The organism is Nocardia bovistercoris (assembly GCF_015674855.1).
GTDB classification, from domain to species: domain Bacteria; phylum Actinomycetota; class Actinomycetes; order Mycobacteriales; family Mycobacteriaceae; genus Nocardia; species Nocardia bovistercoris.
Genome location: NZ_JADMLG010000004.1, coordinates 239,909 through 254,849 on the forward strand (window position 1 = coordinate 239,909; position 14,941 = coordinate 254,849).

General features: G+C 67.3%; 15 protein-coding genes. 7 read left to right on the forward strand and 8 right to left on the reverse strand.

Annotated features, from left to right (window positions below; genetic code table 11):
• Nucleotides 1-65: 65 nt before the first annotated feature.
• Together IT779_RS12185 and IT779_RS12190 are read right to left on the reverse strand one after the other, a co-directional pair.
• Nucleotides 66-2,096, reverse strand: a complete 2,031-nt coding sequence (locus IT779_RS12185; protein ID WP_196149377.1) for an NADPH-dependent 2,4-dienoyl-CoA reductase — start codon at nt 2,094-2,096, stop codon at nt 66-68.
• A 12-nt stretch (nt 2,097-2,108) separates the two neighbouring features.
• Nucleotides 2,109-2,666 (reverse strand): PadR family transcriptional regulator, encoded by a 558-nt coding sequence (locus IT779_RS12190; protein WP_196149378.1) that lies wholly within the window; start codon nt 2,664-2,666, stop codon nt 2,109-2,111.
• Between the two features lie 110 nt (nt 2,667-2,776).
• On the opposite strand from IT779_RS12190, the gene IT779_RS12195 reads away from it, so the two are divergent.
• Entirely contained in the window at nt 2,777-4,111 is a 1,335-nt protein-coding gene (locus IT779_RS12195; protein ID WP_196149379.1) for an MFS transporter, read from the forward strand.
• A gap of 117 nt (nt 4,112-4,228) precedes the next feature.
• Here IT779_RS12195 and IT779_RS12200 read toward each other — a convergent pair whose 3' ends face one another.
• Nucleotides 4,229-4,480: a hypothetical protein gene (locus tag IT779_RS12200; protein ID WP_196149380.1), complete on the reverse strand. Its 252-nt coding sequence runs from the start codon at nt 4,478-4,480 to the stop codon at nt 4,229-4,231.
• A 65-nt stretch (nt 4,481-4,545) separates the two neighbouring features.
• Nucleotides 4,546-5,163 carry a TetR family transcriptional regulator gene (locus IT779_RS12205; RefSeq protein ID WP_232541665.1) on the reverse strand — a complete coding sequence of 206 codons (618 nt, stop codon included), beginning with the start codon at nt 5,161-5,163 and terminating at the stop codon, nt 4,546-4,548.
• Nucleotides 5,164-5,330: 167 nt separating this feature from the next.
• Here IT779_RS12205 and IT779_RS12210 point away from each other — a divergent pair, with 167 nt between their 5' ends.
• From IT779_RS12210 to IT779_RS12220, 3 genes are read left to right on the forward strand one after another with little or no spacing between them, the layout of a single operon-like run.
• Nucleotides 5,331-6,437: a ferredoxin reductase gene (locus IT779_RS12210; RefSeq protein ID WP_196149382.1), complete on the forward strand. Its 1,107-nt coding sequence runs from the start codon at nt 5,331-5,333 to the stop codon at nt 6,435-6,437.
• A 42-nt stretch (nt 6,438-6,479) separates the two neighbouring features.
• A complete protein-coding gene (locus IT779_RS12215) occupies nt 6,480-7,664 on the forward strand; it encodes a fatty acid desaturase family protein (protein ID WP_196149383.1) in 1,185 nt (394 codons plus the stop codon).
• Entirely contained in the window at nt 7,664-7,984 is a 321-nt protein-coding gene (locus IT779_RS12220) for a hypothetical protein (RefSeq protein ID WP_196149384.1), read from the forward strand. Before IT779_RS12215 ends, IT779_RS12220 begins: the two co-directional genes overlap by 1 nt.
• Before the next feature lie 669 nt (nt 7,985-8,653).
• Here the strand turns inward: IT779_RS12220 and IT779_RS37695 are convergent.
• The gene (locus IT779_RS37695) at nt 8,654-9,559 is read right to left on the reverse strand and encodes a DUF4254 domain-containing protein (RefSeq protein WP_232541666.1); all 906 of its coding nucleotides are present in this window, start codon (nt 9,557-9,559) and stop codon (nt 8,654-8,656) included.
• 18 nt (nt 9,560-9,577) lie between these two features.
• Between IT779_RS37695 and IT779_RS12230 the strand changes: the two genes are divergently transcribed.
• Both IT779_RS12230 and IT779_RS12235 read left to right on the forward strand, forming a co-directional pair.
• Nucleotides 9,578-9,898, forward strand: a complete 321-nt coding sequence (locus tag IT779_RS12230) for a hypothetical protein (protein ID WP_196149385.1) — start codon at nt 9,578-9,580, stop codon at nt 9,896-9,898.
• A 218-nt stretch (nt 9,899-10,116) separates the two neighbouring features.
• A complete protein-coding gene (locus IT779_RS12235; protein WP_232541667.1) occupies nt 10,117-10,785 on the forward strand; it encodes a DUF4389 domain-containing protein in 669 nt (222 codons plus the stop codon).
• A gap of 55 nt (nt 10,786-10,840) precedes the next feature.
• Here the strand turns inward: IT779_RS12235 and IT779_RS12240 are convergent, their stop codons facing one another.
• The 3 genes from IT779_RS12240 to IT779_RS12250 form a co-directional block, all read right to left on the reverse strand.
• Complete coding sequence (locus tag IT779_RS12240; RefSeq protein WP_232541714.1) at nt 10,841-11,707, reverse strand: ABC transporter ATP-binding protein; 867 nt, start codon at nt 11,705-11,707, stop codon at nt 10,841-10,843.
• A gap of 128 nt (nt 11,708-11,835) precedes the next feature.
• The gene (locus tag IT779_RS12245) at nt 11,836-12,660 is read right to left on the reverse strand and encodes an ABC transporter permease (protein WP_332838763.1); all 825 of its coding nucleotides are present in this window, start codon (nt 12,658-12,660) and stop codon (nt 11,836-11,838) included.
• Entirely contained in the window at nt 12,653-13,507 is an 855-nt protein-coding gene (locus tag IT779_RS12250) for an ABC transporter permease (RefSeq protein ID WP_332838764.1), read from the reverse strand. The genes IT779_RS12245 and IT779_RS12250 overlap by 8 nt, the downstream gene beginning before the upstream one ends.
• A 169-nt stretch (nt 13,508-13,676) precedes the next feature.
• Between IT779_RS12250 and ectB the strand changes: the two genes are divergently transcribed.
• Nucleotides 13,677-14,933 (forward strand): diaminobutyrate--2-oxoglutarate transaminase, encoded by a 1,257-nt coding sequence (ectB, locus tag IT779_RS12255; protein ID WP_196149387.1) that lies wholly within the window; start codon nt 13,677-13,679, stop codon nt 14,931-14,933.
• The last annotated feature ends 8 nt before the right edge of the window (nt 14,934-14,941 follow it).

The following is a 14,941-nucleotide window of genomic DNA, read 5'->3' on the forward strand; positions in this document are numbered from 1 at the left end:
CCGCGATCCGCTCGTCCTGTTCGCACGTCGGGAAGCACTCGTGCCGTGGTGGGCACCGCGTGGTTTCAGAGGCGTGCGGCAAGGCGGGTGCCCTGGTCGATGGCGCGTTTGGCGTCGAGTTCGGCGGCGAGGTCGGCGCCGCCGATGAGGTGCGGGTCCATGCCTGCGGCTCGTAGGGGTTGTTCGAGGTCACGGACCGATTCCTGGCCCGCGCAGACGATCACGTTGTCGACCGGGATCAGTTGTGGTCGTTCGTGTGCGGCGCCGAAGCTGATGTGCAGTCCGTGGTCGTCGATGCGCTCGTAGTTGACTCCGCCGAGTTGTTCGACGCCCTTGGCCTGGACGGCGGCACGATGCACCCAGCCCGTGGTCTTGCCGAGGTCCTTGCCGAACGGGGTCGACTTGCGTTGTAGCAGTACGACTTCGCGGGCCGCGGGGGCGGGGCGGGGGACCGCGAGTTGGCCGCGGACCTGCTCGTCGTCGGCGTCGATGCCCCATTCCTGTTTCCACTCGTCCGGCTTCAGCGTGGGATGGCCTTCCACGGTCAGGAATTCGCTGATGTCGTAACCGATTCCGCCCGCGCCGATGACCGCGACCCGCTTGCCGACGGGTCGGCCCTCGCGCACGAGTTCGGCGTAGGACAGCACCATCGGATGGTCGATGCCGGGGATGTCGGGTACGCGGGGTTTCACGCCGGTGGCGAGGACCACCTCGTCGTAGCCGCCCGCGATGAGTTCGTCCGCGCCGACTCGCGTGCCGAGTCGGACGGTGACGCCGGTGATCTCGAGCATGCGAGTGTAATAGCGCAGGGATTCGTCGAATTCCTCCTTGCCGGGGATGCGGCGCGCGATGTCGAACTGTCCGCCGATCTTGTCGTCGGCTTCGAAGAGGTCGACGCGGTGGCCGCGTTCGGCGAGGTTGACGGCGGCGGACAGCCCGGCGGGGCCTGCGCCGACAACCGCGATCCGTTTGGCGCGGCGGGTGGGGGACAGGATCAGTTCGGTTTCGTGCCCGGCGCGCGGATTCAGCAGGCAGGACACGGTTTTGCGGGCGAACGCGTGATCGAGGCAGGCCTGGTTGCAGGCGATGCAGGTGTTGATCTCGTCGACGCGGTCCATGGCGGCCTTGTTCACCCATTCCGGGTCGGCGAGCAGCGGCCTGGCCAGTGAGATCAATTGGGCGTCGCCGCGGGTCAGGATCTCCTCGGCGATCTCGGGCATGTTGATCCGATTGGAGGCGCACACCGGGATGCCGACCGCGCGGGTGATCTCGGCGGTGAATTCCACGAACGCCGCGCGCGGCACCGAGGTGACGATGGTCGGCACCCTGGCCTCGTGCCAGCCGATATCGGTGTTGAGGATGTGCACGCCCGCGGCTTCGAGTTCGCGTGCCAGCGTGCGGATTTCCTCGAAGGTCTGGCCGTTCTCCACGAGTTCGGCCATGGACAACCGGAAGACGATGATGAACTCGGGGCCGACCGCGGCTCGGACCCGCCGCACGATCTCCACCGCGAGGCGGCGGCGTTTGGCCGGTGTCCCACCCCAGTCGTCGGTGCGCTTGTTGGTGCGCGGCGCGAGGAACTGGTTGATGAAATAGCCTTCGCCGCCCATGATCTCGCAGCCGTCGTAGCCCGCGAGTTTCGCCAGCGCGGCACAGCGCGCATAGTCGTCGATGGTTCGCTCGACACCCTTCGCGGACAGCGACCTGGGTCGGAACGGGTTGATGGGCGCCTTGATGGCCGAGGCCGAAACACTGCCGGGCATATACGAATAGCGGCCCGCGTGCAGGATCTGGATGGCGATCTTCCCGCCTGCCTCGTGCACGGCCCTGGTGATGGCGCGATGTCGGTACGCCTCGGCCTTGGTGGTGAGTTTGGCGCCGAAGGGCAACAGCCAGCCGGTGCGGTTGGGCGCGTAGCCACCGGTGATGACGAGTCCTACACCGCCGCGGGCGCGTTCGGCGAAATAGGCCGCCAGTTTGTTGGTGTCCCAGGCGCGGTCTTCGAGGCCGGTGTGCATGGAACCCATCACCACGCGGTTGCGCAGGGTGGTGAAGCCGAGGTCGAGCGGTTCGAAAAGGCGGGGATAGGAACTCATCCGGGTTCTCCGTCACTCCGGGTGCGGTGCCGTCGCATCCGGTCGTAGTGTGTGCAGGATTTCCGTGCACCAGTCGACGAATCCGGATTCGACGCGGATGCCGCCGCGCAGGACCAGGTACTGGTGCAGTGCCGTGCCGGTGAGCTGATCCGGCACGGGGAAGTCGTTTTTCTCGATGAGGCGGAACACCTCGAGGCGTCGAGCGTGCTGGTCGCGGTGGTGGGCGACTTCGGTGAGCAGCGCGTCGAGGTCGCCGTGCACGGCGGCGCGGATCTTGACGCCGAGGTCGCTGCGCGGGATGTCGGACTCGGTGGGTTCGGCGATCCAGCGCGAGAGTTCGGCGCGGCCTTCGGCATTGACCGAGTAGACCTTCTTGTCGGGTTTGCCGTCCTGGGTCACGGTTTCGCGATCGAGCCAGCCCGCCTCGTCCATGCGTTTGAGGACGCGGTAGATCTGCTGGTGGGTGGCACTCCAGAAGTAGCCGATGGATTTGTCGAACCGGCGCGCCAGTTCGTAGCCCGAGCCCGCGCGTTCGCTCAGCGATACCAGTAGCGCGTGCTCGAGTGCCATGGCGACAGGTTATCCATAACACGCGGTACTATGCAACTAGGTGCATAGCGGCCCGCCGACCTCGTGTCGACCCGCGCGGCGTCGGCCCGTCGCCGGTTAGGCTGCGCCACATGACCGAGGTGAACGACGCCGAAGCGACCATCGGACAGGCCGCCGGGCGCCGCCAGATCGTGGCATGGGGACTGTGGGACTGGGGATCTTCCGCCTTCCAGGCCGTCGTCCTCACCTTCGTCTTCTCGGTCTATCTCACCGACAAGGTCGGCGAGGACCTGCCGGGCGGCGTCAGCGCGAGCGCCTGGCTCGGGTGGGCCATCGCCATCGCGGGCGTGCTCGTCGCGCTCACCGCACCGGTCGCGGGGCAGTACTTCGACGCCGCCGCGCGCCGTAAACGCGCGCTGGTGTTGCTCACCGGACTCACCGTCGCGTCCATGTGCGGGCTGTTCTTCGTGCGTGACGATTACCACTATCTGTGGCTCGGGCTGGTGCTGCTTGCCTTCGGGTCGGCGGTGTTCGAACTCGCGGGCGTGCCGTACAACGCGATGCTGCGGCAGGTCTCCACGCCCGAAACAGTCGGTCGGGTCTCCGGATTCGGTTGGGCCATGGGTTATTTCGGTGGCATCTTCCTGCTGCTCTTCTGCTACTTCGGATTCATCGCCGGTGACGGCGACGAGCGCGGACTGTTCGGTGTGCCCATCGAAGGCGGCTTGAACATCCGTCTGGTTGCCCTGCTCGCCGCGGTCTGGTTCGCCGCCTTCGCGCTGCCCGTCCTGTTCGCCGTGCCCGAAATACCACGTACCGACGCCGATCCCGGCGCGTCGAGCGCCGGATTCCTCGGCTCGTACCGGGTGCTGTGGCGCGATGTGCGGGAACTGTGGGCGGCCGATCGTCGCACGGTGGGATTCCTGGTGGCCAGCGCGGTCTTTCGCGACGGACTCGCGGGCGTGTTCACCTTCGGCGCGGTACTCGCCGTGCGGGTGTACGGCATCGCCGACGCCGACATCCTGCTGTTCGGCATCGCCGCGAACGTGGTGGCGGCGATCGGCGCGCTGGTCGCGGGCCGTTTCGACGACCGGGTCGGGCCGAAGGCGGTGATCGTGGTGTCACTGGCGTCGATGCTGTTCTGGGGTGTGGTGCTGCTGTTCGTGTCCGGACCCTTGATGTTCTGGATCATCGGCCTGCTGTTGACCGTGTCGGTGGGGCCCGCGCAGGCCAGCGCGCGGTCCTTCCTGGCCCGGCTCGCCCCGCCCGGCCGCGAAGGTCAGCTGTTCGGCCTCTACACCACCACCGGCCGCGCGGTGTCATTCCTCGCGCCCGCGCTGTTCGGATTCTTCGTGTGGGCCTTCGATTCCGACCGGGCGGGCTTGATCGGTCTGCTGCTGGTACTCGGCGCGGGCCTGGCGGTACTGCTGCCGGTGCGTGGACCGGGCGCGAAAACCTCAGGCTGACAGCGGATTGCGCCCGACCGGAGGGCGTGGTATCCGAGCGTGCCGCCGGGCGCGAGGTCTGTCGAGCGGCCCGAGTCGAGAAGGCCACGTTCGGCAGTCCGGTTCGTTCCGAGGATTTCAGCGCGCGCCTTCGATGGTGTCGCCGATTCGGCAGAGGACGCCTTTCACCAGGGCGTGCGACTCGTTCAGCGAGGTGCGGTAGCGCGAATGCCCGCCGACCGGGTAGATGCTGGTCTCGGCGACGGGGACGCCCTCGCGCAGCACTACGACGGGATCGCCGTTGCCGAATACACCGGACTCGACGACAAGGGATGCGGCGGTATCGCCGTTCTCCAGTTCGACTACTTCGGTGACTGTGCCACGCGGCATGCGAGGACCTCTCCGTGGGTGTTGACGTGTCGAGCCGCCTCGCGGGCGGCCCGATGGTGCGGATATCAGCGTTGCCGCGGGGTCCACGCCCCGATGCCGAGTGCGATCAGGCGCATCTGCATGACCGTGCGGTCGATGATCGAAATGGTTTCGCGGGGCGCGGCGGCGACGTAGGCGGCGATGCCGTCGGCGACGGTGGAGACCAGCAGGTCGGCGGCGATTTCCAGATCGCGCGGACTCCAGGCGTCGAGGGCGCGCAGGCGCGACAGGTCGGCGACGAGTTCGCGCACGATCAGCTGTGTCTCCAGCGCGATGGCGCCGCGCAGCGCCGTCGAGCCGCCGTGGCGTTCGCGGATGAGGAAGCCGAACAGTTCGCGCCGCTCCGCGACCTGGCCGAAGACGAACCGCACGGTTTCGGCGAGGCCCGCGTCGGAATTGCGACGTACCTCACGCAGGGCGAGGCGCAGCGCGGTGACGCCGTCGTCGACGAGGGTGGCGCCGAGGTCTTCCAGCGAGGCGAAATGCCGATAGAAGGCGGTGGGCACGATACCGGCCGAGCGGGCGATCTCACGCAGGCTGAGCGCGGCGAAGCCGCGGTCGGCCGCGAGCGCGAGCGTGCCGTCGAGGAGAGCCTGTCGGGTCCGCTCCTTGCGCTCGTTTCGCGTCTGTGCCTGCTCGGTCATCACGGTGAGCATACATTCGTTCACCATTCGCCTTCTCCGTGGATGTTAGTCGGGTCACACGGTATGTCGGTTGACACCGGGCACCGTTCATAGGTCACACTGGTTGAGTGTACAGGCGTGCACTGAAATGTTCGCGCCGCCGCCCGACAAGAGGCACGGAGAACCTGATGGTGGATCTCATCGACCTGGTGCAGACCCTGACCACGCCGCATCCGCTGGACCGCTACCTCGAGCTGGTCAGCCCCACCTTGACCGCGCGGCGGATGCGCGCTGAGATCGTTCACGTCGGCCGCTCGACCCCCGGCTCGGTCACCCTCACGCTGCGCCCGACCAGGCACTGGCGCGGGCACGCCGCGGGACAGTACGTCCGTATCGGCGTCGTCATCGACGGCGTGCGCCACACCAGGTGCTATTCGCCGGTCAACCCGGAGAACGGCCGTGCGCGGCGGATCGAGTTGACGGTCAAGGCGCACAGCGGCGGACTCGTCTCGCAGTACCTGCACCGCCACGCGACCGCGGGCATGGTGGTCGACCTGGCGCCCGCCGACGGCGTCTTCCGGCTACCGGAACCGCGACCCGAGCGCATCGTGTTGATCAGCGCGGGCAGCGGCATCACGCCCGTGCTGTCGATGATGCGCACCCTCGCCGCCGAAGGGTATCCGGGCGACCTGGTGTTCCTGCACTACGCGAAATCGCCTGTGCTGGTGCCGCATCGCGCGGAATTGGATGCCATCGCGCGGACCCGCCCCGGGTTCCGCGTGGAACTGCGCTACCCCGGTCGCCGCGCGGTCGACGCCACCGCGGCGCCGGGCGCCTGCACCGAGATCAGCGGCGGCGGGCACTTCGACCGCGAAGAACTCGAGCGCGTCGCCCCGCGCTTCGCCGACGCGCAGACCTACGTCTGCGGACCTGCCCCGCTGATGGCGGCGGTGCGCGCGATCTTCGAGGCCGACGGTCTGTCGGATCGCCTGCACGCCGAGGAGTTCACCGTCGCGCTCGCACCGACTACCGCCGAGGACGCGCACGGCACCGTGCGCTTCACCGAAAGCGGTGTCAGCGCGGACAATTCCGGGGCGAGTCTGCTCGACCAGGCCGAATCCGCCGGGCTGACCCCCGAACACGGCTGCCGCATGGGGATCTGCTTCTCCTGCACCGCGGTTCGCCGCAGCGGGTGCACCCGCGACCTGCGCACCGGGGAGACCGACAGCGATCCCGACCAGCCCATCCAGCTGTGCGTGAACGCACCCGTGGGCGACGTCGACATCGCCATCTAGCCGCAATCCGAAACGACCCAACGACACAGGGGAGTGAAACCGATGACCATACTCACCGAAACCGCGGACGGCCCGCTGGTCCTGAGCCCGGACCAGGTCGAAGCGCTCGGCAAGGCTCTGGACGAATTGCGCGACCGCGTCGTCGCCGATCTGGGCGAGCGCGACCGCGAATACATCTACTCGATCATCAAGGCGCAGCGCGGTTTCGAGATCGCGGGCCGCGGCCTGATGTACCTGGGGTTCCTGCCGCCGGTCTGGCTGGCCGCGGTGGCCGCGCTGAGTGTGTCGAAGATCCTGGACAACATGGAGATCGGCCACAACGTCATGCACGGCCAGTACGACTGGATGCGCGAACCGGACCTGAATTCCCGTGAGTTCGAATGGGATACGGTCTGCCCGGCCGATCAGTGGCGGCATTCGCACAACTACATGCACCACACCTACACCAACATCCACGGCCGCGACCGCGACATCGGTTACGGCGTGCTGCGCATCGACGAGGCGCAGGAGTGGAATCCGGCGCGACTCGGCAATCCGGTGTTCGCCTTCGGGTTGATGATGCTGTTCGAGTGGGGCGTGATGCTGCATGACCTCGAAGTCGAGAACATCGTGCGCGGCAAGCGGTCATGGCCCGAGGTGAAGCGGTTGCTCGCGGGGCAGTGGCGCAAGGCGGGCAGGCAGGTGCTCAAGGACTACGTGGTGTTCCCGCTGCTGTCGGGTCCGCTGTTCCTGAGCACGCTGGCCGGGAACGCCACCGCGAACGTGGTGCGCAATATCTGGGCGTACTCGATCATCTTCTGCGGTCACTTCCCCTCTGGCGTACAGACGTTCACCGAGGAGGAGACCGCCGAGGAGACCCGAGGCGAATGGTATGTGCGCCAGATGCTCGGTTCGGCGAACATCACCGGCAGCAGGCTGTTCCACATCATGTCCGGCAACCTGTCGCACCAGATCGAACACCACCTGTTCCCCGACCTACCCGCCAACCGGTACCCGGAAATGGCGCCCGAGGTGCGAGAACTGTGCCGCGAGTACGGCCTGCCCTACAACACCGGCCCGCTCGGCAAACAGATCGGCTCGGTATGGGCGAAGATCGTCAAACTGGCCTTGCCCCCCGCACTGCATCGCTCCCGACTCGCCTCGTTCCTGCCCGCTGCGCTCAGGATGGACCCGGCCCCCGGTGTTATCGTGATGCGACAGCGGAAGGCGACCGAAGTGGGCGTGTAATGATCGGAAAATTCGAAAGCAACAAGGATTTGATTCAGGAATTAACGTCCTCCGGCGCCCGGCATGTCGGCAATATTGCGAATATCATCGCCGGAACCGTCGCCGAGGTCACCCGCGAGATCGGCGAGTGGATCACCGACGCCATAGAAATGAACGAGGCAGCGGCCGCGGCCCGCCAGGACGCCCAAGCGGACCGAGCGCCCGACCCCGATCACGTCGCCGCCCCCGAGGATGCGCCCGCCACCCCCGGCGCCACCCCCACCGCGCCCCCATACGTCGACGCCGAGGTAGTCGACACCGAAACCAACGAGCGCCCCTGACCCCGACGAGCAACAGTTCGGGCCCACCTCACACCCGAAGCCGCGCCAGCCGGTATCCCGACAAGCGTCTCCTTCCAAGCCCCACCCAGCCCCGACGGGTACACCCAAACCCGCAACATCCCGACCAACCCAGCCCCGTCGGGAGCGAGCCCGACGAGCGACTGAGGGGCCGCGAACCCGCGGCGACGAAGTCGACGCCAATAAACACAGCGCGCGGGCACACCATTGCGAAGAGCCGCTGTGAAAGTCCCCCACGTTCCAGCCCAGCCCGGGTCGGGTGGCACTCAGGCGAACCCGGGTCGGGTGGCACTCAGGCCAGCCCGGGTCGGGTGGCACTCAGGCCAGCCCGGGTCGGGTGGCACTCAGGCCAGCCCGGGTCGGGTGGCACTCAGGCCAGCCCGGGTCGGGTGGCACTCAGGCCAGCCCGGGTCGGGTGGCACTCAGGCGAACCCGGGTCGGGTGGCACTCAGGCCAGCCCGGGTCGGGTGGCACTCAGGCGAACCCGGGTCGGGTGGCACTCAGGCGAACCCGGGTCGGGTGGCACTCAGGCGAACCCGGGTCGGGTGGCACTCAGGCCAGCCCGGGTCGGGTGGCTCCCAGGCCAGCCCGGGTCGGGTGGCTCCCAGGCCAACCACCTAGACGCCACCCACCACCGGCAAAACCCCCAACTCACCAAACCGGCAGCCGCCTCCGATGCTCGATCACATCGGTGATCAGATCCTGATACCCATCAGCCAGTTCCGCCAGCCGAGTCCAATGCAGATGCGCCTCCCCCTCCAGCCCCGGCGGCCGCTCACTCATCGCCTTCGCCCCCAGAGCCCGTTGCGCCACAATCCATTTCGAAGCAAGCCGATCGATCACCGCCCCCAGCGTCTCGGTATGCAACGAAGCACCAGCACGATGCGCGATATTGGCCGCGACCCACCGATCGATACGCCCGACGAGTTCCCCCCGCCGCCGGTCGATGTCGTCGAGCAAGCGCGCACCGGCGGCGATCACCCCACTCGACGCACCCGGCGCGCGCGCGGCCAGCACAGCGCGATACCGACGTTCATGGCATTCGGCGAGCTCGCGGGCCACCTCGAGAATCGAATGCTCGGGGCGGTCGACGGATTCCCCGAAGGCGCGCAGCAGCGCCGAGCACGGCGGCAGCGCGCCGATGCCGATACGGCTGCCGAGGTATTCGGTAGTCATATCCGCTCCCTGTTGACGACCCGATCGTGGATGAGCCGGAGAAGATTCCGGCGGACCCGAAGCGCGGACGCCCCCCGCGGTCGGGTCCACCACGCACGGCGAAGGAACCGGGAAATCCGCGGCGATGCGTTGAAGTGGGCGCCCGAGAAACGGGACCACTTCAGGAAAGCGCGACCGTGGACGGGTCGCAACCATAAGGTGTAAGAAAAGCGACAGATTCCGGAAATCGTTATCCGCCGTTACGGATCGGTCACCCGAACGCGGCTTGACACCCCGATTCGCGCCCGCGCGGAGCGGAATTCGCGGCGCGCGCGGTGATCGATCCTCCCGCACACGTTCGGCAATCGCGCCGGGTGACCGCGCTGCGGGTGCGGTGTCCATGGACTAGCCTCGATATTCGTGCCTGCTTACGTGTCATCGCCGGAACTCGGGTTCGGCTTTCTCTTCGCGCTGGAAGACCCCGAGCGAATCGCCGAGGTGGTGCGAAATCTCATCGTGCGCAGGACCGTATCGGTGTTCCGGTTGGCGCGGCTGTCCGACGACGACGGCCCGCCCGAACGTTACGTGGTGAACTGGGCGTCGATCCCGCAGATCTCGGTCACCACCGAGGCGCCCGAGCTCGCCGAGTCGGAGGCGAACCGGGTCATGCTGGTCAACGCCTTCCTCGGCGAGGACGGCGAGGTGAGCTTGTATTCGGCGGGCGGCGCCGCGCCGGGCTGATCGGCGGTCGTGCTCGGCGCACGGCTGTGCACCGAGAAAGGTCGGGAGTCGAGCCGTCCGCATTTCCATGACACGACGAGGAATTCGCCGTGCGCGGACCACGAATTCGTTGGCGTGTCGGTATCGGATCGTGGTCGCGGCGTTCGCCCGTTACGGGACAATTTCGGTATCGCATAAACGGCTCGCCGCCGCATCGAAGCTCGAAAGGAGCGTCGATCATGGAAATGGAACTCGACAAGCCCGCCGCCCCCGTGAATCCGATCCGCGTCCGCGGAGACCTGGATCCTGGATTGTCCAGGTGGCTGTGGCTGGTGAAATGGTTGTTGGCCATCCCACATTACATCGTGCTGTTCTTCCTGCACATCGGATGGATCGTGGTCACGGTGATCGCGTTCTTCGCGATCTTGTTCACGGGCCGCTATCCGCGCGGGCTGTTCGACTATTCGGTCGGGGTGCTGCGGTGGGGTTGGCGGGTCGGCTTCTACGCGTGGTCGCCGCTGGGCACCGACAAGTACCCGCCGTTCCGACTCGGGGCCGATCCCGACTATCCCGCCGACCTCGAGGTCGACTACCCGGAGCGGCTGCATCGCGGACTCGTGCTGGTCAAGTCGTGGTTGTTGGCGATTCCGCACTACCTGGTGGTCATGGTGTTCGTCGGCGGCTACAACTACGTGTCGGAGGACTACGCGGTGTCGTGGCCGTCGCTGCTCGCGGTGCTCGCGCTCATCGCGGTGGTCGCGCTACTTTTCACCGGCGCTTATCCGAAGGGGCTGTTCGATTTCTCCGTCGGGGCGAATCGGTGGATGCTGCGGGTGTCGGCGTACGCCGGACTGCTGCGTGACGAATATCCGCCCTTCCGGCTCGACCAGGGACCTCGCGAGCCCTGAAATTCTCCCGCCGGACATCGGCTCGACCCGGACAGCGATCCGCCCGTTGAACAATTCAACGGGCGGATTCGTATATGCGACGGACGACGTCCTCGATTTCGGGCTCTTCGATGGACAGATCGCGCACGACGGCGCGGTCGGACACCGCCGCGAGTAGTCGCGCTGCGGTCGTCTGTTCGGCGTCGAATGCCAATCGCTGCCGCATGCCGTCGCCTTCGCTGGCCAGGAATTGCGCGGCGCACGGCAGATCGGTCAGATCGGGGGTCGGCTCGGCCAGATCCACCACGAGCACCCGCCGCGCGCCCACCGTCGCGCCGAGGCCGGGCAGGGAACCGTCGTAGACGAGGCGGCCGTGGTCGACGACGAGCACCCGATCGCAGAGCCGTTCGATATCGCCCATGTCGTGGGTGGTGAGCAGCAGGGTCGTGCCGCGGTCGACGCGTTCGGCGCGCAGGAATTCGCGCAGCCGCTGTTTGGAGAGCACGTCGAGTCCGATGGTCGGCTCGTCGAGGATCACCAGTTCCGGGGAGTGCAGCAGCGCGGCGGCGACCTCGGCGCGCATGCGCTGCCCGAGCGACAACTGCCGGACCGGGGTGTCCAGGGTCTCGGCCATCTCCAGTTGTTCGACCAGTTCGTAGGTGCGCTTTCGGGTGATGTCGGGCTCCAGGCGGTGGATCGCCGCCAGGATCGAGAACGATTCGCGCAACGGCAGGTCCCACCACAGTTGGGAGCGCTGCCCGAAGACGACGCCGATGCGGGAGGCGAGCCGACGCCGCTGGCGCACCGGTTCGAGTCCGCAGGTGCGCACCGTCCCCGAGGTCGGCACCAGGATGCCGGTGAGCATTTTGATCGTGGTCGATTTGCCCGCGCCGTTGGCGCCGATGTAGCCGACTGCTTCGCCGCGTTCGATTCGGAAGGTCATCCGGTCCACCGCGGTGATGACGTCGCGCTTGCGGCGCCATCGGCTCCCGGTGCCTCGGTAGAGCGTGAATTGTCGCGTCAGATCGTGGATGTCGATGATCGCGTCCGATAAGTCACTGGCCGCCACGCTTATCCGCCGCCTCCCTGATAGTGCCGAGTGCCCGTGCGCCACAGACAGAGTGCGAGTGCCCAGACCCACAGCGTGGCAACCGGGGTCAACCAGGCCAGCCAGGACGGCAACAGCGGTGGGCCGGGCAGCCCGAGCAGTGCGATGGTGGGCAGGTACGCGGTGAACGAGACCGGAATGGCCAGTCCGAACAGAATTTTCAGCGGCGTAGGGAAGACCGAGGCGGGCTGCATCGCGGCGAAGGAGCCGCCGTAGGTGAAGCTGTTGGTCAGTTCCGCGCCGTCGATCAGGAAGAACTGCAAGCCCGCTGCGGCGACGAACAGTCCGGTGAACAGTGCGATGCCGCCGATCAGGGTGATGGTGAGCAGCGCGAAGGTGGCCGGGCTCCACGCGATGTCGTTGCGGGCGAGGCCGATTCCGAGCACCGCGATGGCGACGGCGGCGCGGGCGAAGCGGCGCAGCGAGATGTCGCTGGTGATCAGTTGCAGCAGCAGCGGTTGCGGGCGCAGGTGGAAGGCGTCGAGGGTGCCCATGCGGATCATGTTCGGCAGGGTGTCGAGGTGGCCCGCCACCACCTGCGCGAGGGCGAAGGTGGTGTTGCTCAGCCCGAACAGCAGCAGGGCGCCCTCGAGGTCGAGACCACCGAGCACCTTCACCTTGTGGAAGATGACCCAGACTTCGGCGAATTCGACGAGACCGATCAGGAAGGCGCTGAAAACCTCACTGGCGAAGGATAATCGGTAGGCCCGCTGGGCGCGCATCCGCGAACGCAGCACCGCGACGTAGGGGGTGAGCCAGGTCCCCGCGGGTAGGGGTAGGTCAGCCACCCTGTACCTCCAGCCTGCGGCGCCCCGCCGCCAGCAGCATCCGGCCCGCTATGCCGATCAGCACGACCCATATCGCCTGTGTGGCAACGATCGTCAGCGCGTCGAGCCCGAGGACGCGACCGGAGAGAACATCGATCGGGGCCTGCAGGATCGAGGGAAACGGTGTGGCGTGCGCGAGGGCGCGCAGCCAGTCCGGGAACATATGCACCGGCACGAACAGCCCGGCCAGAAACGTGCCGCAAATCTGGTAAAGCACTCGGATGCCACGGGTTTCCACCACCCAGAACCCGATCAGGCCGACCGCGAATAACGACAGGAACGACAGCGCCACCGCGAGTAACAGCGCGAGCGCCCCGAGAAGATAGGGGCTCGCGGTGTTCGGTAGTTCCAGTCCGAAGGTGAGATAACCGAAGACGACACTCGGTATCCCGCGCGGGATCAGGGTGCAGGCGGCGCGGCCGAGATCGGCGGACAGATAACCGAGTTGGATGTCGATCGGGCGCAGGAAGTCGATGGCGATGTCGCCGTTCTTGACGCGGTCCACCAATTCCAGTGGCGGTCCCATGAACTGCGTCGCGCCGAGCAGCGCCTGCGACAGCCACACGTAGGCGCCGATGGAGCCTTCGTCGTAGCCGCCGAAGTCGCCCGCGGCGCGCACGGCGGCGAGCATGACGGCGGCGCGGACGAGGCCGAAGACGCAGTTGGTGAAGAGTCCGGCCAGCATGGCGGCCAGGTATTGGGTCTGGCGTCGGAAGCCCGCGATGGCGAGGCGGCGGTAGACGCGGGTGGTTCGCCATGCCCGTGCGGCCGCGTTCGGACGCCTCGCCTCTCCCCCACTGCCGTGCACAAGGAGTCAACTTTAGTGGCGCACCGAGTTCGGCGGGAGGATTCCGGTCGATTCGGTGAAAAGTGCCACGCGGACCACATCACAGTGTTAGAAACGCAATCACTTCACATTGGTCGATCCCGCCGTGCGAAGTGGGCAGCGTCGCATTCGCGCGACCGGAAGGATACCGATGACCGTGGTCGAGCCGAGCGTTTTCGAAGCACTCGAATCGAATGTTCGCGGCTACTGCCGATCCTGGCCGACCGTGTTCGACACCGCCACCGGCAGCGTGCTGCGCGACGAACACGGACGCGAATACCTGGATTTCTTCGCCGGTGCAGGTTCCTTGAACTACGGACACAACAATCCGGTGCTCAAACGCGCGCTGCTGGAATACCTCGCGGGCGACGGCATCACGCACGGACTCGATATGTCGACCGTGGCCAAACGCAGGCTGCTCGAGACCCTGCGCGATCTGGTCCTGCTCCCGCGCGGACTCGACTACAAGGTGCAATTCCCCGGCCCCACCGGAGCCAACGCGGTCGAAGCGGCCCTGAAACTCGCGCGCAAGGTGACCGGCAGGCAAATCGTGCTCAATTTCACCAACGCCTTCCACGGCATGTCGCTCGGCGCGCTGGCGGTCACCGGGAACGCCGCCAAGCGCGCCGGGGCAGGGGTGCCGCTGACGCACGTCGCGCCCATGCCCTACGACGGCTACCTAGGTGACGAGAGCGAACTGCGCTGGATGCGCCGCGCGCTCGACGACAGCTCCTCCGGCCTGGACAAACCCGCGGCGGTGATCGTCGAGACCGTCCAGGGCGAGGGCGGGGTCAATGTCGCGCGCGACCGGTGGCTGCGCGAACTCGCCGAAGTGTGCGCCACCCGAGGCATCCTGCTGATCGTCGACGACGTGCAGATGGGCTGCGGCCGGACCGGGCCGTTCTTCTCCTTCGAGACCGCGGGCATCACCCCCGACATCGTGACCCTGTCCAAGTCGATCAGTGGATACGGCCTCCCGATGGCGCTCGTGCTGCTGCGCCCCGACCTCGACCAGTGGGCGCCCGGCGAACACAACGGCACCTTCCGCGGCAACAACGCCGCCTTCGTCACCGCGCGGGTCGCCCTCGAGCACTACTGGTCCGACGGCGCGCTGCAGGCCGCGACCCTGGCCAAGGGGGAGCGGGTGCGCGCGGCGCTGGCCGACCTCGCGAGCGGCCACGCCGGACTCTCCACGCGCGGACGCGGACTCGTGCGCGGCCTCGTCTTCGAGGACGCCTCGCGCGCCGCCAAGGTCTGCCGCCTCGCCTTCGAGAACGGACTGCTGGTGGAAACCTCCGGCTCCGAGGACGAAGTCGTCAAACTCCTACCGCCGCTGACCATCACCGACGACGAACTCACCCGAGGACTCGCCGTGCTGAACTCCGCCGTCGCCGCCATCTGCCGCTGACGCCGAGC

Excerpts from the sequence above, each read along its gene's own strand:
- IT779_RS12185 (WP_196149377.1), bottom strand. The coding sequence starts at position 2,096 with ATGAGTTCCTATCCCCGCCTTTTCGAACCGCTCGACCTCGGCTTCACC.
- IT779_RS12190 (WP_196149378.1), bottom strand. The coding sequence starts at position 2,666 with ATGGCACTCGAGCACGCGCTACTGGTATCGCTGAGCGAACGCGCGGGC.
- IT779_RS12195 (WP_196149379.1), top strand. The coding sequence starts at position 2,777 with ATGACCGAGGTGAACGACGCCGAAGCGACCATCGGACAGGCCGCCGGG.
- IT779_RS12200 (WP_196149380.1), bottom strand. The coding sequence starts at position 4,480 with ATGCCGCGTGGCACAGTCACCGAAGTAGTCGAACTGGAGAACGGCGAT.
- IT779_RS12205 (WP_232541665.1), bottom strand. The coding sequence starts at position 5,163 with ATGACCGAGCAGGCACAGACGCGAAACGAGCGCAAGGAGCGGACCCGA.
- IT779_RS12210 (WP_196149382.1), top strand. The coding sequence starts at position 5,331 with ATGGTGGATCTCATCGACCTGGTGCAGACCCTGACCACGCCGCATCCG.
- IT779_RS12215 (WP_196149383.1), top strand. The coding sequence starts at position 6,480 with ATGACCATACTCACCGAAACCGCGGACGGCCCGCTGGTCCTGAGCCCG.
- IT779_RS12220 (WP_196149384.1), top strand. The coding sequence starts at position 7,664 with ATGATCGGAAAATTCGAAAGCAACAAGGATTTGATTCAGGAATTAACG.
- IT779_RS37695 (WP_232541666.1), bottom strand. The coding sequence starts at position 9,559 with ATGGACACCGCACCCGCAGCGCGGTCACCCGGCGCGATTGCCGAACGT.
- IT779_RS12235 (WP_232541667.1), top strand. The coding sequence starts at position 10,117 with ATGGAAATGGAACTCGACAAGCCCGCCGCCCCCGTGAATCCGATCCGC.
- IT779_RS12240 (WP_232541714.1), bottom strand. The coding sequence starts at position 11,707 with ATGACCTTCCGAATCGAACGCGGCGAAGCAGTCGGCTACATCGGCGCC.
- ectB (WP_196149387.1), top strand. The coding sequence starts at position 13,677 with ATGACCGTGGTCGAGCCGAGCGTTTTCGAAGCACTCGAATCGAATGTT.